Genomic DNA, 25,617 nt, shown 5'->3' with positions numbered 1-25,617 from the left:
TTATCGTGGTTGAAAACATTTTATCACAAGGGATGGAAAAGGCCTTTTCCTATTTACACAATTATATGGACTTAATCGCTTTTGAGGTACACAGGGTCCATTGTTCCGTGTTCAAGGTCCATTAATCTCGTTTAGGGTCCATTGTTCCGTGTACAAGGTCCATTAATCTCGTCCAGGGTCCATTGTTCCATCTGCAAGGCCCATTATTCCGCAATCAGGTTCCATTAATCCATCATGGATCCACTATTTAAGTCTATAATAAGAGGGTACTGACGACCATATAGCGAATGAATGAATTAGAGCATAAAATAGGGAGGATGCAGTATGCGAAATGAAGAAATGCTTTTAATACCGGGACCGACTCCAGTTATTGACTCGATCTATGATGCTATGGCAAGTGAGACAAGGGGTCACACGGATCCGAGGTTTGTCGAGATTTATAAGCGTTCAGTCGAGAGGACACGCGAAATGTTCAAGACGGATGGTGAGGTGTTCGTCGTTTCCGGTTCCGGAACGATTGGGATGGAAATGGCTCTTGTCAATACGGTAGCTGCGGGCGAACGTTTATTGATTATCAGCCATGGCTATTTCGGGGACCGGTTCATTCAATTGGGGAAGGCATTTGGCATTGAGATGGATGTTCTTCAGGCTGAATGGGGAAAACAGGTTTCGCCGGATGAAGTGGAACGGACACTATCGGAGCATACATACAAGGCGGTGACAATCACTCATGCTGATACGTCAACCGGTGTAGCGGCCGATTTGGATGCGTTAGTTCCGATTATTAAAAAACATGGTGCTCTTGTCATTTTGGATGGCGTCTGTGCGACGGCTGCAATGGAAGAGGATATGAGCAAAGAATATGGCAGTCCAAATAACAAGATTGACGTCATTCTGACCGGCTCACAAAAGGCGATTGGCGTTCCTCCGGGATTGGCGATTGTTGCTTTCAATCAAACCGCCCTAAACGCACGTGAAGAAATGGAGCATATTCCAGCATATTATTGCGATATTAAAAACTGGATCCCAATCATGCATGATCCTTCGAAATACTTTGCGACGCCTCCAGTGAACCTGATCTATGCTTATGATGAAGGCATGAAATTGGTCATGGAGGAAGGTTTAGAAAAACGATACGCAAGACATTCTGCATTCGGAAAAGGCGTTCGAGGTGCACTTCGTGAATATGGAATGACGCCATTGGCGGAGGAAGATGTTGCTGCATCTACATTGAGCTGTATCCTTTATCCTGACAGTGTGAATGACGCGGAATTCCGTAGTGTATTGGGGGAAAAAGGAGTAATCGTCGCGGGTTCCTTGGCACATTTAGCCGGCAAAGCGTTCCGAATCGGGCATATGGGGAACACGACGGAGGAAATGCTTATTTCAGCAATCGGAAAAATTGGCGAAACGCTGAATGAAATCGGTCATACTGTGATAATTGAAAATGCTGTAAAACGCTTCAAAGAAGAAGTTTCCGCGGGCGTATAATTGAGAAAAGCCATCCTATTCGCAAGTTGAATAGGATGTTTTTTTATTTCATACCTTCTAAAATTCCTTCAACCTTATCCGGAACATCTGTAAAAACTCCATCCACCCCAAGTTCAATCATGCGCCGAATCGCTTCTTCCTCGTTCACGGTATACGGATGAAGATGCAGTTTCTCGCCGTGCACAAGCTTCACAAACTCCGCTGTTACAAGGTTTTCGTTGATACCGATGCCTGATGCATACGTAGCAATTTTCCGCAATTTCCTTTTTGTTGGTATCGTTTCATTTTTGACCGAATACAGTTGTATAAGTGGAATAGATGGCTCCAATTTATGCACCTTTTTCAATGAATCCGCATCGAATGATTGCAAAATCACTTGTGGAACCGTTCCTTTATCGAATAAAAGCCCGTAATCTCTCAGTTGCTTAAGTAATACCTCTTCTATACCGGGATAAGATTGTGGAGATTTAATTTCAATATAATAATTAACTTCGTCACGGAAATGCGAAAAGATCTCTTCCGTACTGACTATGCGTATTAGGTCAGTTTCGGACGGAAAAAAGACCGGTATTGGTCCTTTAAAAGTAGATTCTCTCGGTACTAATTTCAACTCATTGAAGGTAATATCTTTAATCGCTTTTTTACTATCTAACCCATCAATAAAACTGTCGTGAATGGAAACAAGTTCCCCATCTTTTGTCATATGTACATCAAGTTCAATGTAGTCGGCGCGCATCTTTACTGCCAATTCATAGGCCAGTAATGAATGCTCCGGTGCGTATGCCGAGGCGCCGCGGTGTGCGATGATCAGGAAATCGTCATCAGGCAACTTGGCAGGTTGGGGGGAACATGCTGATAGGAGGGCAAGAAGGATGACGAGGAATAGTTTATTCATAGTTTTGCCCTCCTAAATCGTAATGTGTCTAACAATTATTTAAAAAATAGCGGAAAGGAAGGAATTCGCTTCGATGAAACGAGTGGAACTGATTGATGTCTCTAAATCATACGATAAGCAGGTCGATGTTATTTCAAATATAAACGTAACGATTGAACCGGGCGAGTTTTTTGTATTGGTTGGACCGTCGGGCTGCGGAAAAAGTACAATGCTGCGAATGATTGCGGGTCTTGAGGAGATTACGGGTGGAACTCTTAAAATTGGTGACACGGTAGCGAATCATTTAACGCCGAATAAACGGGACCTTTCAATGGTGTTCCAAAACTACGCCCTGCTTCCACATATATCCGTACAGCAAAATATTACGTTCGGTCTTGACGTGAAACGTATGAAGAAAGAGGATCAGCGAAAGAAAGCGGCTGATGTAGCGGAAATGCTTGGATTGACGGACTACCTTGACCGGAAACCCCGTGAACTTTCCGGGGGGCAACGCCAACGTGTCGCGCTTGCCAGAGCTATCGTCAATGAAAAACCAATTTGTCTAATGGATGAACCGTTGTCCAATCTCGATGCAAAACTGCGTGCGCAAATGCGTTCGGAAATTAGAAGAATCCAAAGAAGCCTTGGTATTACGATGATCTACGTCACCCACGACCAAGTGGAAGCGATGACAATGGGGGACCGGATCATGATCTTGCATGAAGGGAAAATCCAGCAGATTGGAAAGCCGATTGATATTTACAATTATCCCGCCAATCCATTCGTTGCGACATTCATTGGTTCTCCTCCGATGAATTTGGCTAAAGCTGAATTTAATGAAGCGGATCAACAACTTGTATTAGGGGATAAATTCAAGATAAGTGTCCCAGTAGAGGAAATCGGGAAACTTCCCCGAACGTCCATGACAGTCGGTCTGAGACCGGAAAATCTTTACCCGAAGACATCTGACAAAAAGGAAGGCGACGTCTTCGAGGTTGAAGTGACAAATGTAGAAATCTTGGGTAATGAAACGATCTTTTCATTTAAATTGGGCAAGGAGGAATGGATGGCGAAATGGAGCGGTCAATGGCATATCGACATCGGCGACCGTCTGTCTGTCCACATAGATTTTGAATCATTATCCATATTCGAGGAGAAAAGCGGCGAATTAATCAAGAAAACAATCGATTACGGAAATTATGTTGCGAATAAAGAGGTGTCGTCATGACATTTTGGAGGAAATCAGTCGATGGACGGACCGCGATTCTTTATCTACTTCCATCTGTCATTCTATTTTCTGTTTTCGTATTCTATCCGATGTTCCGTACTATCTATTTAAGTTTTTTCCTGACGGATCAGAATGGGACTCCTGCCATCAATGTCGGTTTCGAAAACTATCTCTATTTGTTAGGCTCGTCGGAATTCCAAAACAGTATGAAAGCAACTGGGTTATTCGTTTTTTATACCGTACCACTCACAATCATTTTAGCCCTTTTCTTTGCCTTATTGGCGAATGAAAAATTAAAAGGAGTCGGTTTCTTCAGGACGATGTACTCTTCAACGATGGGAATTTCGGTGGCAGCTTCCTCTGTCATTTGGTTATTCATGTTTAATCCAAGTATTGGCATGTTCAACCGTTTACTTAGCCTCTTTACTATTCAACAGGTTCAGTGGCTTTTAGATCCGGAGTGGGCATTGATTTCTGTTTCGATTTCAACGATTTGGATGAATATCGGTTTTTCCTTCCTTATTTTATTAGGCGGACTACAGAACATAGATGAACATCTTTACGAGAGTGCAAGAATAGATGGCGCGGGTTATCTTTACCGATTAAGAAGGATTACATTGCCGATGCTGTCGCCGACATTATTCTTTATTATTACGATTTCACTGATCAATTCGTTTCAGACATTTGGGCAAATCGATATTTTGACGAAGGGCGGACCTTCACAGTCAACGAACTTGATCGTGTATTCGATTTACCGTGAGGCGTTTATTAATTACCAGTTCGGGACCGCAAGTGCTCAGGCCGTTATTTTATTCATCATCATCCTTGTTGTCACAATCCTTCAGTTCAAGTTGGGCGAGAGGAGAGTGCATTATCAATGAGAATGGGCCTTTTGTCGAAGATATGGATCTATTTCCTATTGCTTGTGACGTCAGCATTCGTTTTCTTTCCCGTACTGTATGCCTTCCTTATTTCATTCATGACGGGGCCGGAGATAATTCAGGGGAAGTTTTTGCCGGAGTCCATAAGTTTTGAAAACTACATTAAAGTGTTCAGTCGACTACCTTTGATGAATTATTTGCTGAACAGCTTCATTGTCTCTGCAAGTGTGATGCTTGGCCAACTGCTTGTTTGCAGTTTGGCGGCGTATGCGTTTGTGTTTTTAAAATTCAAAGGACGGGATTTCATTTTCTTCCTGTTCATCTCAACGATGATGATTCCATGGGAGGCGACGATGATTCCGAACGTCTTCACGATTCGGAAGTTAGATTGGTTCAATACGTATCAAGGGTTAACAGTGCCGTTTTTCGCTCTTGCATTCGGTACGTTCCTGCTACGTCAGCATTACTTGACGATACCGAAGGAATTGCACGAAGCATCTCAAATTGCGGGTCTGAGCCGGTTCGTGTTTTTCTGGCGGGTCGTCCTACCGGTTTCGAAAACAAGTCTTGTCACATTAGGTGCCTATGGCTTCCTAACGACTTGGAATATGTATTTATGGCCTTTGCTCATTACGACAAACAAGTCAGTTCGGACGGTGCAAATCGGTTTGAAGCAGCTACAGTCCCAGGAAATTGCGACAGAATGGGGGGTGGTCATGGCCGGAGTTATTGTAGTCATTATACCGACGCTAATTTTGCTGTTCCTTGGACAGAAGCAATTGCAAAAAGGGTTATCCCAAGGTGCTTTGAAATGATTAGTTTAACTAACAAATCAAAAGGGGTGCTTGAATTGAGGAAAATGGTTAAGTCATCTTTGTTTTGGATGCTGATTTTGACAGTTGCGATTTTGACAGCCTGTTCAAATAGCGATTCGAAAACCGATGAATCATCGTCTTCTACGAATAATTCATCTTCCAGTTCGGAAGGGAATAACGAGACCAATGCCACGGTGGAAGAAAAGGTCACAATCGAGTTCTGGCATGCGATGTCGGGAACTGGTCAGGAATCAATTGAGAAAATCGTAAAAGGGTTCAATGAATCCCAGGATAAATACGAAGTAATAGCGGAGTTCCAAGGTTCTTATGAGGAATCCTTGACGAAGCTGCGAGGGGTTGGCGGTACAAAGGATGCTCCTGCGATCACGCAAGTATTTGAAGTCGGTACGAAATATATGATCGACAGTGGCTACATCGAACCAATGCAGAAATTCATCGACAAGGATAATTACGATCTTTCCCAGTTGGAAGGGAACATCCTGAATTATTATAAGGTGGACGGCGAACTTTATTCCATGCCGTTCAATTCGTCAACGCCGGTCATGATTTATAATAAAGACGCATTTAGAGCTGCTGGATTGGATCCGGAAAAAGCGCCGGAAACGTTCGCAGAGGTAATTGACGTTGCTGCGAAACTGAAAACTGCTGATATGTATGGCTTCTCCATGCTGACATACGGCTGGTTCTTCGAACAACTTGTTGCGACGCAAGGCGGACTGTATGTGAATGAAGACAATGGTAGATCGGGTGACGCAACGGAAGCTTTATTCAACGGGCCTGAAGGGCTGAACGTATTCCGCTTCCTCGATACGATGAATAAAGCAGGCACATTTGGCAACTTCGGTACGCTTTGGGATGATATCCGTTCGGCGTTTGCAACGGAGAAAGTAGCAATGTATATGGATTCCTCCGCGGGTGTTGCTGGCGCCATCAAAAACGCACCTTTCGAAGTCGGTGTAGCGTATATTCCGCATGCGGATGAGGTGAAACGGAATGGCGTCGTCATCGGGGGTGCATCTTTGTGGATGTCAAAAGGGATAGCGGAAGAAAAACAGGAAGCAGCTTGGGAGTTCATGAAATACTTGGCGACGCCTGAAGTCCAAGCAAAATGGCATCTCGACACAGGCTACTTCGCCATCAACCCGAAAGCTTATGATGAACAGAATGTAAAAGACAAGTGGGCAGAATTCCCGCAATTCAAAGTGACTGTCGACCAGCTTCAGGATACGGTACCAGGCCTCGCCACACAAGGCGCGCTTATCTCCGTTTTCCCGGAATCAAGACAGCAAATTGTAACGGCTTTAGAGGAGCTCTACCAAGGAAAGGATCCTCAGGAAGTGCTTGATAAAGCTGCAGAAGGAACTAATCGGGCGATGGAAATTGCCAATAAGACGAAAAAGTAACTGACGGAACCCCTATTTGTGAGAATAGGGGTTTTTGGTGTGCAATTACCAGAAACTATTGAACTGTGTAAATAGTATGGTAGAATATGGTTGATGATTTCAAAAAATAAAAAAAATTATAGTATGGAAATAAAGGAGGGGAAGCTGCGGTGAATCGATATTATTTAAAGCATGAATTTTTAATCACAGCAAGAAGCAGACGGACGATTCCTTTTGTTTTCTTCATCACCATTTTATTGTTTAGCTATTGTTTTATTATATGGCCGTATGCGGATACGAAGGAAGCCTTTAATAAAAAGGAGACAGAGGAGTACTTAACTTATTTGAAAGAACAGCAAAATCTATGGGAAAGTATCGGGAATACCGGTCTTGTTTTTAATAGGAGAAGCATTGATGTTTATTTTCAGATAGGTAATCCTGTTTATGCAAAAAATGACTATAATTATAATTTATTTTTGGCAATGTCGCAGTCTTTTGAAGATCGAAACTTCGAGCGCATGCTTCAATTAAGAGTTTTTTATTTACAAAATAATCCAAGTGAGTATTTAGAGGATCGCTTTCTATTTCCGAAAGCGCCATCTCCTAGAAAAGATCGAGAGCATGCGTATTACCAAACGATGATGAAGTATGAGGATTATCTCAAAAAGGATCACCCCGTTACTTTCGGTTTGATGTATGAGAAAACTGGGTTGCAAACATTGCAGAATCTCCTTCAAAACTACGGGATTTACTTCCTATTATTTTGTGTCATTTATTTTAGTAGTGATATTCTTTCAAGGGATCGAAAACATCAGGCGATCCTCCAGGGCCTACCATTATCTTGGTATCGTCAACTGAATTTGAAATCACTGTCGGCATTTCTTTATTCAATGGCATTCATTGGTAGCGTGATTGTTGTTGGAGTGCTCCTCATGACGATTCAGTTCGGATTTGGGTATTTCGATTTGAATGTTCCGATCATGATTAAGCAAGAAACGTTCGCACCCGAGGATTACAGTGTCATTTCAATTGCGGCTTATTTAGGGAAGACACTCGTTGTCCTACCGTTGTTAGTCATCCTATTCGTACGGTTGAATGTCGTTTTAAGCTTACTTTTTAAAAATGAATGGATTGTCTTATTTTTAAGCAGTTTGTTACTGTTCTCAGAACGACTTTATTTTACGCGCTCGACAAGGGAATTATTCGGCAAGGACATTAGCCTATTTCCGCAGACTTATTTTGATTTCGGAAAAATCATTAATGGGGAAAAGAATTTTTTGTTGAACACGGAAACCATTACCTATGCAAAGGGCATCATCGTCCTATTTATTACATATCTCGTCATCGAGGTCATTCTGTATTTCGTTTCCCTTATCATTAATAAACGCCGATTCTATCTAACAAGTTAAAAGCGGGAAAGGAGGAAGGACAAAATGTTCCGGAAATATTTACTGTTTGAAACGAAGTTATTATTATTAAGTAAAAAAAATTGGTTGTTAGGACTTGCGTTAATTCTCTTTTTTCCACTTTATTATTCACATTATAGTCAATTGGAAATTGTGGATATTCAAGATGAGATAACCGAAAACTCGGAGCAATTCTATGAGATTTTCGATTCATTTCCTGCTTCTGTTTGGCAAACTCAAGAAGGCAAAGAAACCTACGCAAATTTATTAGAACAAGTAGGATTGATATTCTGGCAAAGGCTTTACTTAAGTAAAGAGGTAAAGGTAAACAACCCTGAGAGTTTTTTTAGTGCAGGACCTAATTTTCATAAGTTTTTTGATGCAGGACTTAGGCTGAATGAGTTGCGTCTAGAATTGCATCAAAAAGGAAATAAAGGGATTCGGCGGGATCATATTGTCCCAGTTGATGAAATACTCAAAGAAAATGCGCTCTACCAGTATCACAAAGAGCATGAACTCTCCCTCGTCCAGGATCCATTTAAAGCGAGCAATTTTATAAAGGCCGCATTGAATTTCATAAGTGGAACGTTGTTTTGCATTCTCGTATTGTTAGTGGGAAGTAGCATGCTTGTGAATGATCAACTTCATCCTTCCGTCTTATTCGGGTTCCCGATTTCGTTCATGGGGAAAGCAATTAGTAAGGTAGGCGTCCATTTTGTTCAAATTATGCTTTTTCTCTGTGTAGCTATATTGATAGGCAGTTATTATGTAGCGGGAAAAGCGGGATGGGGAGATTTTAGAACTCCTGTACTCATTTATCAAGACGCAGATTTTATCGCAATATCCATGCTGCGCTATTTGTTTTACATGCTCGTAGCATTTGGTTTAATTGCCCTATTACTTTTATTCACGTTCCTATTAGTTAATCTCGTGACGAAAAACTTGTACGCCGCAATTGTCATTATCCTATTTGTATTGCTGTCTCCACAACTTCTTCAAGCTGCCGGAGTGGAGACAAATTGGCTCTACCCACTAAAATTCATTGATATCAGCGCTGTTTTAAGCGGGGATGCAGCTAAAGAATATGGGATTGAAAAACTTGATTTCAAGCATGCGTATAGTTGGCTTGTCGTTCTTAATTTGATTGTGATTGCAATTTTATATGGTAGGAATAAGCTCATGCATATTCGAAAAGTTGAAACCATCCCATTAAAATATAGTTGAAAGGTTAGGGGAAGATGATGATAAAATTATCAAATGTAACGATAGCCTATAATGATAAAATCGTGTTGGATTCATTGGATTTAACAGCGAGTAAAGGGGAAATCATCGGAGTTGCGGCACCGAATGGAACAGGTAAGACGACGATGTTCAATGTAATGGCGAATTTTGTGAAACCCGATTCCGGACATGTGTTTTTTGATGGGAAATATACGTACCGCAATGAGAAAGAAGAATTGCACATTCACCGGATGTTGGCGACATTCCCCGAACAAAAGGATCTATTTGAGGAATTATCCGGCGTCGATCACATGAAACTTTACGCAAATATGTGGAAAGGGTCGACGAAGCATATACGTTCAATCATCGACCGTCTTCACATGGGACATTATGTGAAACGGAAAGTCCGCACGTATTCATTAGGGATGCGACAACGATTATGCTTCGCGATGATGATGGCAGCCGACACGCCTATTATGTTGATGGATGAAGTCATGAATGGTCTAGATGTCGAGAATGTTGCTCTCATATCAGAATGTTTAATGGAAATGAAGCAGGATAAGCTCATATTTGTCGCATCGCACTTGTTGTCAAACTTGGACCTTTACGCCGATCGAGTTCTTTTTTTGAAAGACGGAAAGTTTGTTCACGAACAGAAATTTACGGATGAAAATGAGGACTTCCTTAAAGTGGAAGTAAGTTTCGAACAGTATGAAACGCTTCAAGCAGTGTTAGGTTTGCCTGCAGGCCATATGTTTATAGCCAATTATTTATTATGCATTCCATTAGGTGGAATGAGTGAGTCAGAACAAACGAAATGGATGGCGCAGATGCTCAAATATAATAATGAAATGACAATCGGGCCATTGGGGACGGTGGAATATTATGAAAAATATTATGCTAAGTCGGTTTAAAGCCAAGGGGATAATAATTGGAATTTTTGTTAGCATTCTTGTTTTGTCTGGTTGTCATAATTTACAAGGAAAGAAGTCGGAAATGATAAGCGTATATGCCGACAATTTCGAAATAAGCGGAACTACAAGAGATACAATCACTGGAAAAATTCATCCCACAATTTTTACCACAGTGGATCGAAGTAATAAAGGGGCGAAAAGAACGTACGGACCGATGCCTACAAAAAAGGGAGCTAAGGTAACTATCGAGGCTGGGAGGTACGTATTGACTGGTAATCCATCAGGGAATATTTATATTTACGATAAAGATGATAACTTGCTCGTTCGAGAAATCGTAGGGGATAAAGCCGGGGTGCCTACATTAACGGCTGACATCGATTCAACGTTTTCGATTGTATTTGACGGTGGATATAATACGGTAACGATACAACCTGTAAAGACAGAGCTTTCCACAGAGCTGACTACAGGCATATGGGATGTCGGGTTGGATATTGAACCGGGGGACTATACAATAAGCATCCCAGCTGGATATGGCTTTGTACAAATTTTAGAAGAAGATAAAGACCCTCGCCTATTTGAATTGATGGCAGGTGGATTAACAAACTCCAAAAGTCTGGTTCAGTTGAAAGAAGGGCAAAAGGTGCGTGTGTCAAAAGTTGCGGTTGTTTACTTTGAACCGGTAAGTGAATGAGATGGTGGAAGTGATGTTGGGGTCCAGTGGCTGAAAATGGCTGCTGGGCTTTTTAAATTGGAAATGCCCGCAAACAGGTGAAGTGCCCTTGGAATAGCAACTTTCGTAGTTAAGTTATTAGAAACTATTGAACTATTAATTTATATATGTATAGTAAGATGTAATGGAAAAATTTGAAAAAATGAACAAACTTTTTATATACAAATAAGGGAGGGGGAGCTGAGATGAATCGAAATTATTTAAAGCATGAATTTTTAATTACAGCAAGAAGCAGACGTACGATTCCATTTGTTTTCTTCATCGCTGTTTTATTGTTTTGTTTTTGTTTAATTTTATGGCCGTATGCGAATACGAAGGAAGCATTTAATAAAAAGGAGACAGAGGAGTATCTAACTTATTTGGGAGACCAGCAAAAACTATGGAGAAGTATCGGTAATACCGGCATTGTTTTTGAGTGGATTAGTGTTAACTATTATCGTCAGGATGGTCATCCCGTTTATGCGGCGAATGCCCGTAATTATGAATTGTTTTCTGGAATGCTGAAGTCTTTTGAGGATCGTGATTTTGCACGCCTGCTCAATTTAAGGACATTTTATTTGTTACATAATCCAGATGAATATTTAGAAGACAGGTATTTATTTCAGACCGTACCATTTCCTAGTAAGGATCGGAAGCATGCATATTACCAAACGATGATGAAGTATGAGGATTATCACAATAAGGATTACCCAGTGACTTTTGGGTTGATGTATGAGAAAACCGGGTTGCAAACATTACAGAATTTCCTTCAAAACTATGGGGTTTACTTCCTATTATTTTGTGTCATTTATTTTAGCAGCGATATTCTTGCAAGGGATCGAAAACATCAGGCTGTTCTTCAAGGCTTGCCATTATCTTGGTATCGCCAACTGAATTTGAAATCATTGTCTGCATTCCTTTATTCAATGGCGTTCATTATTAGTTTTATCGTTGTCGGAGTGTTAGCCATGACAATTCAGTTTGGGTTCGGATATTTCGATTTGAATGTTCCCATCATGATTCAGCAAAAAACGTTTACACCCGATGACTATAGTGTCATTTCTTTAGGTTCCTATTTAGGAAAGACACTCGTCATCATACCGCTATTAGTCATCCTATTCGTACGGTTAAATATCGTTTTAAGCCTGATTTTTAAAAATGAATGGATAGTCCTTTTCACAAGCAGTTTGCTATTGTTCTCTGAACGTCTTTATTTTAGTCGTTCGACAAAAGAATTGTTCGGCATGGACATCAGCCTGTTTCCACAAACTTATTTTGATTTTGGAAAAATCATTGATGGGGAAAAGAATTTTTTATTGAACACAGAAACGATTACCTATGCAAAGGGTATTCTCGTGATACTTATTACATACCTCGTCATCGAGGTCATGCTGTATATCGTTTCCCTTATCATTAATAAACGCCGATTCTATTTAGCCAATTAAAAGTGGGAGAGGGGGAAGGACAAGTATATGTTCTGGAAATATTTATTATTTGAAACAAAGTTATTACTATTAAATAAGAAAAATTGGTTATTAGGAATTGCACTGATCCTCTTTTTCCCGCTTTATTATTCATATTATAGTCAATTGGATTTGGTTGACGTAAGGGATGAAATGGATGAAGAAGTCGATAAACTTCATAAGGCTTTCGATAAATTTCCAGGTTCTGTTTGGCAAACTGAAGAAGGAAAAGAAATTCGCGGCATTTTGATACAACAATCTTCATTGCTAAGCCAGCAAAGGTATGCGTTATGGAAAGATGATGATTTTCATGAGTTTTTTGATGCCGGTCTAGAGTTGAATGAATTGCGTCTTGAGATGCATCGACGAGGGAATAAAGGGATACAAAAGGAGTATATTATTCCAGTTGACGAAATACTAAAAGAAAATGCTCTTTACCGGTATCACAAAGAGCATGAACTTCCCTTCATCCAAAATCAGTTTAAGGCGAGCAATTACATACCCGCCGCATTGCCTCTTATAAGCGGAGTCATGTTCTGCCTGTTCGTATTGTTAGCGGGAAGTACTATGCTTGTAAATGATCAACAGCATCCTTCTGTCGTGTACGGGTTTCCCATTTCCTTTATGCAAAAAGCGGCTAATAAAGTAGGGGTTCATCTCGTGCAAGTAATGTTCTTTCTTTCTGCAAGTATATTGATAGGCGGTTATTATGTATCTAGAAAAACAGGGTGGGGAGACTTTAGAACTCCTGTAGTCATTTATCAGAACGCAGATTATATTGCAGTATCGATGCTACGTTATTTGTTACTCATGTCCATCGCATTTGGTTTGATTGCTCTATTGCTGTTATTTGCTTTCCTGTTAATTAATATCGTGACAAAAAACTTGTACGCGACAATTTTGATTCTATTATTTGTGTTGCTGTCTCCTCAACTTCTGTTGGTTGCCGGAGTAGAAACGAATTGGCTATATCCACTGGAAATTATTGATATCGGTGCCGTTTTAAGCGGGGAAGCTGCTAAGGAATTCGGCATAGAAAAACTTGATTTCAAGCATGCTTTTAGTTGGCTTGTGGTCCTGAATTTGATTATCATCTCCGTTTTATATGGAAGAAATAAGTTAGCCCAAATTCAAAAAGTGGAAACAGTACCAATAAAATCGAGTTGAAAGGTTAGGGACGGTGGAATATTATGAGAAGCATTATGCAAAATCGGTTTGATGCCAAGGGAGTATTAATTGGGATTTTTATTTGCATGTTAGTCTTATCCGGTTGTCATAATTTACAAGGAACCAAGTCGGAAAAAAGAATCGTATATGCAGACAACTATGAAATTACTGGAACTACAAAAGATGAAATGATTGGAAAGGTTCATCCGGCAATTTTCACGACGGTCGATCGAAGTAATATAGAAGCAAAAAGAACGTTTGGACCGATGCCGACAAAAAGGGGAGCAATGCTAAAAATCGAAACAGGAAGATATAAAATGACTGGCCATCCATCAGGGAATATTTATATTTACGATAAAGATAATAACTTGCTCGTTCAGGAAATCGTGGGAGAAAAAGCCGGCGTGCCTACTTTAACCGTTGATATCGATTCAACGTATTCGATTCTTTTTGACGGTGGTTATAATACAGTAACCATCGAACCTGTAGGAACAATGCTTTCCACAGAGTTGACCGCGGGTATATGGGATGTCGGGTTGGACATTGAACCGGGGGATTATACAATCAGCATCCCTGATGGATATGGATTTGTACAAATTTTGGAACAAGGAGCAGACCCTCGCCTTTTTGAATTGATGGGAAGCGAATTGAAAAGCTCCAAAAGTAGAGTTCAGTTGCAAGAAGGGCAGAAGGTGCGTGTGTCGAGAGTTTCGGTTGTTTACTTTGAACCGGTAAGTGAATGAGGTGGTGGATGTGATGATAGAGTCCAGTGGCTGAGAATGGCTGCTGGGCTTTTTTATGGATTGTTTTATTTACAACGCGGAGGGGGGGTTCTCGTTTATGTGGAAGGAGTTCTCCTTTAATAGCGAAGAGTTCTCGTTCATGCTGTAAGAGTTCTCCTTTAACAGTGAGGAGTTCTCGTTCATGCTGTAGGAGTTCTCCTTTAACAGCGAAGAGTTCTCGTTTATGCTGTAAGAGTTCTCCTTTAACAGTGAAGAGTTCTCGTTCATGCTGTAAGAGTTCTCCTTTAACAGCGAAGAGTTCTCGTTCATGCTGTAAGAGTTCTCCTTTAATAGCGAAGAGTTCTCGTTCTCACAGAAAGAGTTCTCATTAAGGCACTCAGCTGTTCATTCCTTCGATTAAAAGAAAGTTTTCAGGGAACTGTAATAGGGAGACTAATCGAAGGAGTTGTTCAACATGAAAGACAACCGTTTCCAAACAAATACCGATAAGGAAGACAACGGATTTACGGGAATGCCTAATGCGAAATTTCCCGATTTTGAACCTGAACAAGACGGCAAGAAACAAGTAATGCAATTTCAAAATTCCACGGAAGCAAGGAAAAAGCCATGTACAAATGACAAAAAATAACAACAGAAAAAGCTATACACATCGTCCATCGATGCGTATAGCTTTTTTGATTTAATCAATAATTAGTGCAAATTTTATAGATAAGCCCTAATGAGTACTTCCGTAAAGCAATTCCCTGGAGTATAGTGGAAATATATGTTCTTTTATATGAAGGCAGACAGGGGATAGTTAGTTGAGAAGAATCATTATGCTGATCTTAATTACGGGGTGTTTTTTAACGGGGTGTTCGCAAAAGGAAAAGATTATTGTTCCGGATGATTTTGCTGCAATTCAAGCGAATCCGCTGGAGATTGAGTTGCAAATGGAATACTCGGAAATCACGGTCGGTATGATCGGTGACATTCTTTTACATCATCCCTTATATACATACGACAACTATGATGCTTCATTTAGTGCCGTCAAGGATAAAATGACAGGAATCGATTTTCTGATAGCCAATCAGGAATCATTGCCGGGTGGTGTGGAGTTAGGGTTGTCTGGCTATCCGCGGTTTAATAGTCCGAAACATATTATCCGAGATTTAAAAGCGAATGGCGTAGATTTGCTGTCCATCGCGAATAACCATACGATGGATAAATCGGAACGCGGGCTATTGAATGCAATCAATTACATGAATGAATACGGGATGCCTTACATTGGCGCCTATGAATCCGCCGAGGATCGGAATGAAAAGCGAATTTTTGACGTGAAAGGAATTCGCGTTGGTGTTTTAAATTACACATATGGTCTGAATGGGTTGCCTGTTCCGAGAGGGAAAGATTATATGGTTTCATTGATTGATAGGGAACAGATGGAGATTGATATACGGGAAATAAGAAAAGAGACGGATGTAACGGTCGTTTCAATCCATTGGGGAAATGAATATGCATTGCAGCCTTCTGAGTACCAGCAGGAACTTGCCGACTGGCTTGCTGCACAACAAGTGGATATAGTTTTTGGCCATCACCCACATGTTCTTCAACCGTATGCTGAAATTGGCAAGACAAAGATCTTTTATTCATTGGGCAACTTTTACTCAGCCCAGCAATTTGATTCCACATATATCGGCGGAATTGCTGAAGTGACCGTTTCTAAGGGGCAATATGCGGCAAGGAGTTTTGTCGAAGTGGGGAATTCAACATTCTATCCGACGGCTGTTGTTCGCGATGAGAATAGAAGATTTGTAGTTGTTCCTCTACAGGAGGATGGGGTTGGGTTCGATGCGCAGTGGGTGGAGATGCATGTTGGTCTACCGAAGTGAATTTAAAGCAAAATCACTCACTTTTAGCCATTAAATCTTACAGAAAAACGCAGAGGTTTTAACATCATCTGCGTTTTCAGCTTTTATTAACTTGTTCTTTCACTAAAGCACCCGATTCTTTACGATTTTTTCAACTTCAGGAATTGAGTTAATCCACTATTGATAAACGCACGTTAATGGAAGATACTTTAATCTTCATGATTTCATAGACATGGCAAGTTGCATCACCAGCCGTACAGGAGTCGCTGGGTTTTCCATTTGATTGACATCTCCAACAAAAAACATGTCCTTTTCGGGATAGTAAAATGCAAAGGAACCTGTTGAACCGGAATGGCCAACTACCTCACCTTTTCCCATGAATAGTGTTGCAAACCCATTTAGTGGAATTCTCATATATCCAGGACCGTAATGAATGGGAAGCATAGAAACCTGCAACCTGTTGTTTACTTGTAGGTCTTGAAAAACAAAAGTTGTAAATAACTTTCCTTTAAAGAAAGCCTTGATAAAGACCATTAAATCATGAGCCGTAGAAATACATCCGCCACTCGCGCGAACGCTCCTTAGTAATTTTGGACGGTGTACGGCAGTGTCCTTATAATAAAGATGCGGGATGAAATCTTCTTCATCTACAGGAAGATACGTATCTTTTAGTCCTAACGGATCGAAAATTAATTGTCTAAACACGTCTTCCAATGATGAATTCGTAACGATTTCAATTACTTTTCCAAGGAGTTCAAAGTTTATATTTGCGTAATGAGCTCTTTTTCCCATATCCGGTGCAAAATGTGGCTTGATGTCCTTTGTCTTTAGTAGGGTTTCATTAAAATCAATTTGCACATCATCGAAAAATATCGCACGTTTTTTCGACTTGTTGCTACCTTCCTCAATCCCATCCCGCAATCCACTTGTATGAAACAATAAGTTCGAGAGGGTAAGTCTATTAGAATAATCGCGACCTTTGTAAACATGAAGGTTCTTTAATGTATCTTTTTTTAAATAGCTTGTTAGTTCATCATCTAATGTAAGTTTACCCTGCTCTCTCAACATAAAAATACAACAGGTTGTGAACAGCTTTGTGATACTTGCAATAAAGAATGGTGTATCTGTATGCTTATCCCCGTGCCCAAAACTGTATGAAACATCGCCATTGGAGTTTTCAACTAGAAGAACAGATTCATGTATGTGCTTTTTCTTTGTGATGTTGTCGAAAACTTTTCGGAACTTTTGTTCTTGAATTTCCATATGGCTAACCTCCCCCTTGTTATATTAGCGATTTTGACTAATACCATTGAACTACATGTTAATTTTAACACTAAATTCTATAATCCTCAAAATATTTGAAAAAGATAAAGGGGATGAGGACAACACTCGGTTCATCTTAAATAGATAATGACATTCAAAAATTAAAACTTTATCGGTAATGCTGACCCTCTAGGAATAGCCTAAAAACTTCGTAATTGCCATACAAAAAAAGAACGAATTCTTATGCGAATTCGTCCTCTGGGATTCCCCACTTTTTTCTATTATTTTGAAAGTCTATTAATAAATAGTTTAAATTCATTTGAAGTTACATTTTTAGTTGTGCCATAAGTTCCATCAGTATAGCCTGAAGTTAACTCATTAACGTAGAGTGTGTTGATGTAGTCATTTGCCCAGTTTGATGTTGAGACGTCCGTGAAAGGGGTGGTCCCAGATACGATTGGGATGTCAAATGCCCCGACCAAAACTTTTGCCAGCTCACTTCTTGTCAAATAGTCATCCGGCATGAACTGTCCTGCTGAATTTCCAGAGAAGATTTTAGCTTCTGCGACTGCAGCAATATCATCATATTGTGGATGTGACGTTGAAATATCAGTGAATGTGACTTCGTTTGTAGTACTTGAAAGATCCAATTCCTTTACAAGGATTTCAGCTATTTCAGCTCTTGTAGCGTATTGTACTTGGGAGATGGATGCAATTTGTGTTTCTGCCGAGAAATCTTTCACTCGACGTGCTCCAATATATCGTTTTCCCCAATATGCAGGGTCGTTGATGGAAGAAATCATTACGCCTCTACTTGTTGAAGCATGAATGAATTTGCTGGATCCGATATAGATTCCGACATGTGAAACTCCGCGTCCTGATGTGTTGAAGAATACAAGATCACCAGTTTGCAAATTACTTTTTGAGACGGCTTTTCCAGTGGAATATTGTTGATCTGTAGATCTTGGAATCGAAACCCCTTCTTTTTCCAATACGAATTGTGTATATCCCGAACAATCGAATCCGGAAGTTGTCGTCCCACCATATCTATAAGGCGTTCCCATATGAGCTTTTGCGCTCGTTATAAGAGATGCAGACGTGCTTGCAGAGGCCGTGGATTGGGCGGACGTTGAGATTAATAGGCATGCAAAAACCGCAAATACAAGTCTTTTCATATGTTTCTCAATTTCCCCTTTCGCACATTTCTATAGGTGTGCTTTGTCTGTGAACTCATCCTAACACTTTTAAACCCCTGTTTTGGTTACAGTCACATTACGTTAGGATTACAGCTGACAAAGTACACTAAAAACCCCTATTACCAACGTTTTTAGAGGCAAATAAATTTATGGAATCAATTAAAATAGCTTTTTCGACATAATAATATAGAAAAACTGTAATTCTATTAAGCTTCCTGTAATATGCCAGTAATAATGTTGGAAAAGATATGCAAATTACTCAGAGATTTGTTGTATATGGTATAATTGTCGATAATTCATCGTGAAAACTGACTATGGAATTTAAAGATGGGATGAAAATAGATGCAAAAAATAATGATATTCAGCAATATGTACCCGACTCAAAAACACCCGACATACGGTATTTTTGTGAAGAATCAAGTGGAGCTTCTGCGATCCAAAGGCTTGGATGTAGAGATTATTGCAATTACAGATCCTGCTAAAGGAAAAATAGCGAATTTGAAGAAATACCTCATCTGGTTTATGAGGTCAATGATGCACATGTTGGGGGATAACCGTAGGACTACATTGACACATGCCCATTATGCCTTTCCAACAGGCGTTCTTTCTTTGATAGGAAAAAAGCTGTTTCGTTTGCCATATGTCGTCACAGTACATGGCGGAGACATCGACAAAATGGCAGCCAAGAATGAAAAGATTCGGTCAGCTACGAAGAAAATTCTTCAAGGCGCGGACGCTGTCATCGTAGTAGGGGAACGACTGAAAAAGGATATCGTCGAGGGATTTGGTGTGGACCAAGGGCGTGTCCACGTGATGAGCATGGGGGTTGATACAGAAGTGTTCAAGCCGATGCCAAAATCTGAAGCAAGACAAGAACTCGATATTCCGGAGAGTGAAAAAACGCTTTTATTCGTCGGAAATATGATTGAGGCAAAAGGCGTTCTTGACCTAGTGGACGCTTTCAAAGTTATCCAAGAAAAGTATCCTGATGCAAAACTCCATATGATTGGGTCTGATAAAGATGAGGCATTCATGCGTATTTTTGCCAAGCGTTTGCTTGATAATGATGTACGAATCATTCATCATCTGCCAATGCCGCAAAAGGAAATTGCCAAATGGATAGCGGCGGCCGATGTTTTCGTCCTCCCTTCCCATCATGAGGGGTTCGGTCTCGTGGCACTCGAAGCAATGTCAGTAGGTACACCTGTTGTCGGCACGGATGTTGGCGGGCTATCCTATCTCCTCGCGGAAGGAGCAGGAATATTAGTTGAACCGAAAAATCCACAATCACTTGCAGAAGGCATAGTACAGGCTTTATCCGAATCAGGGGAAAACAGAAGTAGTGTGATGCAGAGTACTGCTGCGAGCCACTCCTATGATGTTATCTCAAAACGATTAATGAAGATTTATGAAGAGATTGAAAAGACAAGAAAAAAGAAATCCTAAAGCCGGAAAAATCCGGCTTTTTTTCTTTGCCAAGGTAAGCTATTCTTTATATAGAAGGTAGACGGTGATTGGAGAGATTATGATGTTGATCAATAAACAAATCGGAGAGTGGTTCGACCACTTCCATAAACATCCTGAAATCAGTTGGAAGGAAGTCGAAACGACTAAAAAGATAGCAGAAATCCTTACGGAAATGAATGTGAAACATCATACATTCGATGACGTAACAGGTGTCGTGGCGGAAATCGGTGAAGGGGATCGAATTATTGCCGTTCGTGCCGATATTGACGCCCTATGGCAAGAGGTTGATGGCGTTTTTCGCGCTAACCATTCTTGCGGACATGACGCAAATATTTCGATGGTGATAGGTGCGCTCGCTTATTTGAAGGAACAGGAACTCGGAGGACGCATCCGCTTTATCTTCCAACCTGCAGAGGAAAAGGGCAATGGTGCTATTTCGATGATCGAGAGAGGAGCAGTTGACGGAGTATCCCATCTGTTCGGCGTTCATCTCCGACCAAAAGAAGAAATTCCGTTCGGGAAAGTATCACCCGCCATTCATCATGGGGCGGCGATTTTCCTCGAAGCAAAAGTGAGTGGAGAGGATGCTCATGGGGCGCGTCCACAGCAGGGAAGAAATGCGCTCGATCCGATATTTGCCATTGCGTCATTTATTAAAACAATACACTTTTCACCGTACGAAGCCTATTCAGCAAAATTGACTAAGATCCAAGCGGGTGGGGAAAGTTTGAATATCATCCCCGGTAACGCAGTGTTTGCAATCGATGTACGGGCACAGTCTAATTCCGTTTTAAAAGCATTGAGGGAACGAATCGACACAGGTATCCAAACGATAGCAGACTTGCATAATGTTAAAATCGAGGTGAATTGGTCAGATTACACACCTGCTGCGGAAGTGTCGGAAGAGGCGTCAGCATTGGCGAGGGACGGAATATTGGAAGCGGTCGGTGAAGAGGGGTATGCACCTGCTATCATCACGTCCGGTAGCGATGACTTCCATTTCTATACGATTCATCGTCCGGAGATAAAGGCGGCGATGATCGGGGTGGGGGCGGACCTCGGTCCGGGACTCCATCATCCGAATATGACGTTTAATCATGATGCGCTTGATGTTGGCGCAAGGGTGTTAGCTACGACATTGGCGAAGGCTTCGTGTTTGGATTAATTAATAATGAAAAAAGCCGCCACACTTGAAAGTAAGTGTGGCGGCTTTTTATTAATTTGCACAAGATCCATTTTCCCGTGTCCAGGGTCCATTCTTTTTCACAAAGGCCCATTCTTCCGCGTTCAGGGTCCATTCTTTTTCACAAAGGCCCATTCTCCCGCGTTCAGGGTCCATTCTTTTTCACAAAGGCCCATTCTTCCACGCTCAAGGTCCATTCCACGTTCACATAAAGAAATTCTCTTCTCCAATTCGATCATACAATCCGCTCTTTTTAAACATTGCGAGCTTCTGCTTTGGCAATTTCTTTATGATGATTTTCACATTCTTTTTCTTCGCCTCACCCAATAATGTGAATAGCGCGGCCTCGCCCGTGGCGTCAATCATTGAGAGATGTTCAAAATCCAAAATGATCGTACCAGTTCCTTTCGAGAGTATACCTGGCATTTTATCCTCAAACGTCTTTGCACTGCCGAAAAATAAAGGACCATCAAAGATAAACTTTGTCACATCTTCCCCGAATTTATGAATTTCTACATCGGAAAGTTTACCCACTGAAATGTTCAGTTTGCCACTCATTTTCCGCAAGAATGACAATGCTGCTAAAAGGATACCGATTTGTACGGCAACAGTCAGATTGATGAAAATCGTTAGCAAGAATGTTGTGACGAGTACGATTGAATCGCTTGATCGAACGGATAAAATATGAACAAATGACTTCCTTGCGCTCATATTCCAAGCGACAAACATTAGAATTGGAGCCATCGCTGCCAATGGAATATAAGAAGCGTAAGGCGCGAACAGTAATAGGAATAATAGCACGAATACACTTTGAACGATGCCGGAAACAGGGCCGACTGCACCGGAACGGATATTGGTCGCTGTCCGGGCGATTGCCCCGGTTGCCGGAATGCCGCCGAATAATGGTGAAACGATATTGGCGATTCCCTGACCGAATAATTCACGCTTGGAATCATGCTTCGGTCCTTCTTTCATTCCATCCGCAACAACCGCGGACAATAGCGATTCGATTGCGCCCAATGCGGCAATGATTAGTGCCGGCTGCCATAAGTTCAATAACTTTGTAAGTGTAATCTGGGGAAAATGGAAACCCGGTAACGTTTGCGGAATTCCGCCGAATGCCGTACCGATTGTCTCTACTTTTCCTGGAAATAAAAGGACAGATATAATCGTCGGGATTAAAAGCGCTACAAGCAACACCGGCAACTTTGGAGCTAATTTTGGCAATATGAAAATTATAGAAAGGCCGATGACCGCTGTAAGGACTGCAAAAATATTAATTGTATGAAGGTGTTTCGCCACATCAATCATATTCTCATGGAAGAATTCCTTGCTTTCCAATCCTGACAGTCCGAGGAAATTCCCGAACTGGCCTGTGAATATAATGATTGCTATTCCTGAAGTGAACCCAATCGTGACGGATCGGGGCACGAAATGAATTAGATTGCTGACACCTAAGTAGCTCATAATGACAAGGAAAATACCTGCAAGAAAACCGGCAATCAAAAGATCCTCATAGCCGTACTGAAGAACGATTGCCAGAAGAATGGGGATGAACGCGCCGGTAGGTCCCGCGATTTGAAAACGCGAACCTCCAAATAACGCAACGAGGAACCCTGCAATGATTGTTGTGTACAATCCATATTCGGGTTTAACACCTGAAGCAATTGCAAAAGCCATCCCTAGTGGAATGGCTACGATACCTACAGTGATCCCTGAAAGTAAATCTTTCCGAAATCCAGCTGCATTATAATCAACAAACCGCTGATCTTTGAACAATTTGGTCCCTTCTTCCACCGTATTTTTATAAAATACATTCTATCTTTATTATAAGTCAAAAGTAATAGGTTGACAAGGGGGCCAGCCGCCGATTTTAAAAACTGCCACTCTTCATGACAGTGTGGCAGTTCCTAACTCTAATTCCTTCAATATAATTTCCTCATAGCCCAACTTACGAACGAGCTGCGTAATATGTGGCTGTTCGACACGTGCATCTTGCAATGCTTTTTCTTGTGCGAACGCATCACGGGTTGAACCGTCAAAAAGCATTTGCCCCTTGCTGAATATGATTGTCCTACCAAATGTATCTGCAACAAAATCCATGTCATGCAAAATGCAAATGACGAGTTTTCCTTTTTCATACAATGAATGGATGATTTCCTTTACTTTCGACTTGCCTTTAGAATCCTGTCCCATTGTCGGTTCGTCGAAAATGACGATATCTGTATCCATTGCAAGAATGGATGCCATTGCAACCATTTTACGTTCCGCGAGGCTAAGATCATATGGATTTTCTTCCTCTTTACCAGTTAGCCCTACAAGTTCAAGCATAGCTTTGGCATTGGCTAATGCAGTTTCTTTGGATTGGCCAATATTCAATGGACCAAACATCACTTCATCAAGCACTTTATTTTTAAAAATCTGGTCGTTCGGATTCTGGAAGATGAGACCGATATGCCTTGCCAATTTTGCGGCTGTTGAATCAGAAGTACGAGTGCCATTGACGTGGATTTCACCTTGTCGTGGGTTCAACAATCCCTTCAATAATTTCACAAACGTCGTTTTCCCAGCCCCGTTTTGGCCGATAATTGCGATAGGTTCGCCGCTCAACGTAACGTTCAAACCTTTAATGACATCATCCTCTTTACCATATCCGAAGTGGAGATTGCGGACGATTAATTCAGAAGTCTTTTGCGTACACTCAATGGGCTCTTCGTCGGCTTGAAATTGCAAATCCAGTTCCGTAGGCATCTCTTCCAATGTAGTCGGGTAAAGTCCCGTCTTTTCATTCCTCAAACCAAGAGCACGAGCAACCTTAACATACATAGGCGGTTCTACACCATAACTATCCAGATCGTCTCTGGAAAAGACTTCTGAAGGGGCTCCATCCTGGATTAACTTCCCTTCATGCATTAATAAAATCCGATCCGCATACGCGGCTAATTTCTCAAGTTTCTGTTCTACCATAATGATTGTCATTCCGCCCTCTGCAAGCTTTTCGACAACGCGGAACACTTCCTCGGCACCTTCGGGATCTAATTGTGAAGTCGGTTCGTCAAGGATGAGAATATCTGGATACATGGCAATGACACTTGCAATCGCCACCCGTTGCATTTGTCCCCCCGACAATGAAAACGGGTTTTTATTCTGCAAATGATCAATATCAAGCAACTGCATCGTTTTTTCAATTCGCTTACGCATTTCATCACGTGGGACGCCATAATTCTCTAACCCGAATGCGATTTCATCATAGACCGTGAACTTGGCCCCGGTCATCTGGGAGAATGGGTTTTCAAAAACAAGTCCTACTTTTGCCGCGATATCGCTTATTTCATGCGATAAAATATCCATATCGCCAATTAAAACATCACCGCCATAAGCCCCTTTGAAAAAGTGGGGGACAAGTCCGCAGAGTGCATAACATAATGTCGACTTGCCAGCTGTATTCATACCTGCAATCCCTATGAATTCTCCTTTTTGCACAGAAAATGAAACATCGTTCAACGCTAAATTGGAGCTATCAGGGTACTTATACTTCAAATTCCTAACGGTTAATGCATTCATAGAACGAACCTCCAAACGATTACAGATATAAAAATGACTGTCATTAAAATTTTCAACGACAGGCTATGACGATAGATTTCAGTTTCACGTAAATACGTTCTCTTTCCTTTTGCATTGAAACCACGTATTTCAAGCGCGATGGATCGCTCACGTGTTTCATTCAATGAATTTAAGACGACTGGTCCTAAAAGGGGAATGAACGATTTGAATCGTAACCATAATGTACCTTCTGTTTCCATGCCGCGGGCCCGTTGAGCATCTGTAATTTTACCGGTTAACGAGACCATTTGAGGAATGATTTGTAGTACGGAAAGCAGTACGTAGCCGAATCTTGGAGACAATCCTTTATGTAGCAACGCGTTAACTAAGTCATCCGGCTTCGTCGTTAAGATAAGAACTCCGAAAGCAGCGACCATATTGATAACGCGGAGGGCGATTAGAAATGCAATTGAAAAGCCTTCCTTATAGATGGAAATGGGACCAACTTCAAAGAGGACCGTAGCTCTGCTAGGATGAAAAAATCCTTGGACAATGATAATGGAAATGATCAATAGAAAACTAACACCAATAACCGGCAAAATGTATTTAAACACTTTGCCGGTAAGTAAAATAATGAATGTCGTTAAAAGGATCATTAAAACGGGTAGGTGGTTTGAAAGGATGTACGTCAATGTGATGGAAAAAAATGCGAATAATAGCTTTGTTAGTGGATCGACCGTATGAATCGGTGATTCCTTTTTCACATATAGAGTCATGTTGTTCATTTCAAAACCTCCTACATT

Annotated in this window: 23 protein-coding genes; 16 read left to right on the top strand and 7 right to left on the bottom strand. The window is 41.1% G+C overall.

The annotated features are described in order from the left end of the window. Positions 1-324 precede the first annotated feature (324 nt). A complete protein-coding gene (locus ACFPZG_RS03590; protein ID WP_317940584.1) occupies positions 325-1,491 on the top strand; it encodes a pyridoxal-phosphate-dependent aminotransferase family protein in 1,167 nt (388 codons plus the stop codon). Positions 1,492-1,534: 43 nt separating this feature from the next. On the opposite strand, the gene ACFPZG_RS03585 is transcribed toward ACFPZG_RS03590, so the two are convergent. After that, entirely contained in the window at positions 1,535-2,386 is an 852-nt protein-coding gene (locus ACFPZG_RS03585) for a glycerophosphodiester phosphodiesterase family protein (protein WP_283732724.1), read from the bottom strand. A gap of 73 nt (positions 2,387-2,459) precedes the next feature. Here ACFPZG_RS03585 and ACFPZG_RS03580 point away from each other — a divergent pair, with 73 nt between their 5' ends. The 11 genes from ACFPZG_RS03580 (at position 2,460) to ACFPZG_RS03530 (ending at position 14,315) form a co-directional block, all read left to right on the top strand. Beyond that, positions 2,460-3,593, top strand: a complete 1,134-nt coding sequence (locus ACFPZG_RS03580) for an ABC transporter ATP-binding protein (RefSeq protein WP_317940585.1) — start codon at positions 2,460-2,462, stop codon at positions 3,591-3,593. Continuing rightward, positions 3,590-4,474, top strand: coding sequence for a carbohydrate ABC transporter permease (locus ACFPZG_RS03575; RefSeq protein ID WP_283732723.1), 885 nt, complete (start codon positions 3,590-3,592; stop codon positions 4,472-4,474). Before ACFPZG_RS03580 ends, ACFPZG_RS03575 begins: the two co-directional genes overlap by 4 nt. A gap of 2 nt (positions 4,475-4,476) precedes the next feature. Further along, positions 4,477-5,289, top strand: coding sequence for a carbohydrate ABC transporter permease (locus ACFPZG_RS03570; protein WP_317940688.1), 813 nt, complete (start codon positions 4,477-4,479; stop codon positions 5,287-5,289). Between the two features lie 44 nt (positions 5,290-5,333). After that, positions 5,334-6,713, top strand: coding sequence for an ABC transporter substrate-binding protein (locus ACFPZG_RS03565; protein ID WP_283734689.1), 1,380 nt, complete (start codon positions 5,334-5,336; stop codon positions 6,711-6,713). Positions 6,714-6,862: 149 nt separating this feature from the next. Then, positions 6,863-8,101: a hypothetical protein gene (locus ACFPZG_RS03560; RefSeq protein WP_317940586.1), complete on the top strand. Its 1,239-nt coding sequence runs from the start codon at positions 6,863-6,865 to the stop codon at positions 8,099-8,101. Positions 8,102-8,125: 24 nt separating this feature from the next. Then, entirely contained in the window at positions 8,126-9,322 is a 1,197-nt protein-coding gene (locus tag ACFPZG_RS03555; protein WP_283732721.1) for a hypothetical protein, read from the top strand. A gap of 17 nt (positions 9,323-9,339) precedes the next feature. Then, positions 9,340-10,233: an ABC transporter ATP-binding protein gene (locus ACFPZG_RS03550; RefSeq protein WP_317940587.1), complete on the top strand. Its 894-nt coding sequence runs from the start codon at positions 9,340-9,342 to the stop codon at positions 10,231-10,233. An 82-nt stretch (positions 10,234-10,315) separates the two neighbouring features. After that, positions 10,316-10,924, top strand: coding sequence for a cupredoxin domain-containing protein (locus ACFPZG_RS03545; RefSeq protein WP_317940588.1), 609 nt, complete (start codon positions 10,316-10,318; stop codon positions 10,922-10,924). A gap of 224 nt (positions 10,925-11,148) precedes the next feature. Then, positions 11,149-12,387 (top strand): hypothetical protein, encoded by a 1,239-nt coding sequence (locus ACFPZG_RS03540; protein WP_283732716.1) that lies wholly within the window; start codon positions 11,149-11,151, stop codon positions 12,385-12,387. Between the two features lie 27 nt (positions 12,388-12,414). Then, positions 12,415-13,572: a hypothetical protein gene (locus tag ACFPZG_RS03535; RefSeq protein ID WP_317940589.1), complete on the top strand. Its 1,158-nt coding sequence runs from the start codon at positions 12,415-12,417 to the stop codon at positions 13,570-13,572. Between the two features lie 23 nt (positions 13,573-13,595). Beyond that, positions 13,596-14,315: a hypothetical protein gene (locus ACFPZG_RS03530; RefSeq protein WP_283732714.1), complete on the top strand. Its 720-nt coding sequence runs from the start codon at positions 13,596-13,598 to the stop codon at positions 14,313-14,315. Between the two features lie 69 nt (positions 14,316-14,384). Here the strand turns inward: ACFPZG_RS03530 and ACFPZG_RS03525 are convergent, their stop codons facing one another. Beyond that, positions 14,385-14,624 (bottom strand): hypothetical protein, encoded by a 240-nt coding sequence (locus ACFPZG_RS03525; protein WP_283732713.1) that lies wholly within the window; start codon positions 14,622-14,624, stop codon positions 14,385-14,387. Positions 14,625-14,769: 145 nt separating this feature from the next. Here ACFPZG_RS03525 and ACFPZG_RS03520 point away from each other — a divergent pair, with 145 nt between their 5' ends. Together ACFPZG_RS03520 and ACFPZG_RS03515 are read left to right on the top strand one after the other, a co-directional pair. Beyond that, entirely contained in the window at positions 14,770-14,943 is a 174-nt protein-coding gene (locus ACFPZG_RS03520; protein WP_283732712.1) for a hypothetical protein, read from the top strand. Between the two features lie 172 nt (positions 14,944-15,115). Beyond that, positions 15,116-16,183 carry a CapA family protein gene (locus tag ACFPZG_RS03515; protein WP_283732711.1) on the top strand — a complete coding sequence of 356 codons (1,068 nt, stop codon included), beginning with the start codon at positions 15,116-15,118 and terminating at the stop codon, positions 16,181-16,183. Between the two features lie 195 nt (positions 16,184-16,378). Here ACFPZG_RS03515 and ACFPZG_RS03510 read toward each other — a convergent pair whose 3' ends face one another. After that, positions 16,379-17,425, bottom strand: a complete 1,047-nt coding sequence (locus tag ACFPZG_RS03510) for a serine hydrolase domain-containing protein (RefSeq protein WP_283732710.1) — start codon at positions 17,423-17,425, stop codon at positions 16,379-16,381. Between the two features lie 281 nt (positions 17,426-17,706). Further along, entirely contained in the window at positions 17,707-18,600 is an 894-nt protein-coding gene (locus ACFPZG_RS03505; protein WP_283732709.1) for a C40 family peptidase, read from the bottom strand. A 363-nt stretch (positions 18,601-18,963) separates the two neighbouring features. Between ACFPZG_RS03505 and ACFPZG_RS03500 the strand changes: the two genes are divergently transcribed. After that, positions 18,964-20,067 (top strand): glycosyltransferase, encoded by a 1,104-nt coding sequence (locus ACFPZG_RS03500; protein ID WP_283732708.1) that lies wholly within the window; start codon positions 18,964-18,966, stop codon positions 20,065-20,067. Between the two features lie 82 nt (positions 20,068-20,149). Beyond that, positions 20,150-21,253, top strand: a complete 1,104-nt coding sequence (locus ACFPZG_RS03495; RefSeq protein WP_317940689.1) for an amidohydrolase — start codon at positions 20,150-20,152, stop codon at positions 21,251-21,253. Between the two features lie 222 nt (positions 21,254-21,475). Here the strand turns inward: ACFPZG_RS03495 and ACFPZG_RS03490 are convergent, their stop codons facing one another. The 3 genes from ACFPZG_RS03490 to ACFPZG_RS03480 all read right to left on the bottom strand — a co-directional run bounded on the left by ACFPZG_RS03490 (position 21,476) and on the right by ACFPZG_RS03480 (position 25,599). Next, positions 21,476-23,050: a SulP family inorganic anion transporter gene (locus tag ACFPZG_RS03490; protein ID WP_317940590.1), complete on the bottom strand. Its 1,575-nt coding sequence runs from the start codon at positions 23,048-23,050 to the stop codon at positions 21,476-21,478. A gap of 111 nt (positions 23,051-23,161) precedes the next feature. After that, positions 23,162-24,835, bottom strand: a complete 1,674-nt coding sequence (locus ACFPZG_RS03485; RefSeq protein WP_317940591.1) for an ABC transporter ATP-binding protein — start codon at positions 24,833-24,835, stop codon at positions 23,162-23,164. Continuing rightward, positions 24,832-25,599 (bottom strand): energy-coupling factor transporter transmembrane component T family protein, encoded by a 768-nt coding sequence (locus ACFPZG_RS03480; RefSeq protein ID WP_283732703.1) that lies wholly within the window; start codon positions 25,597-25,599, stop codon positions 24,832-24,834. The genes ACFPZG_RS03485 and ACFPZG_RS03480 overlap by 4 nt, the downstream gene beginning before the upstream one ends. Between the last annotated feature and the right edge of the window lie 18 nt (positions 25,600-25,617).

Source organism: Sporosarcina thermotolerans (assembly GCF_042658975.1).
Taxonomy (GTDB): Bacteria; Bacillota; Bacilli; order Bacillales_A; family Planococcaceae; genus Sporosarcina; species Sporosarcina thermotolerans.
Note: the sequence above shows the minus strand (reverse complement) of the source record. Positions and strands in the feature narration are given on the sequence as shown.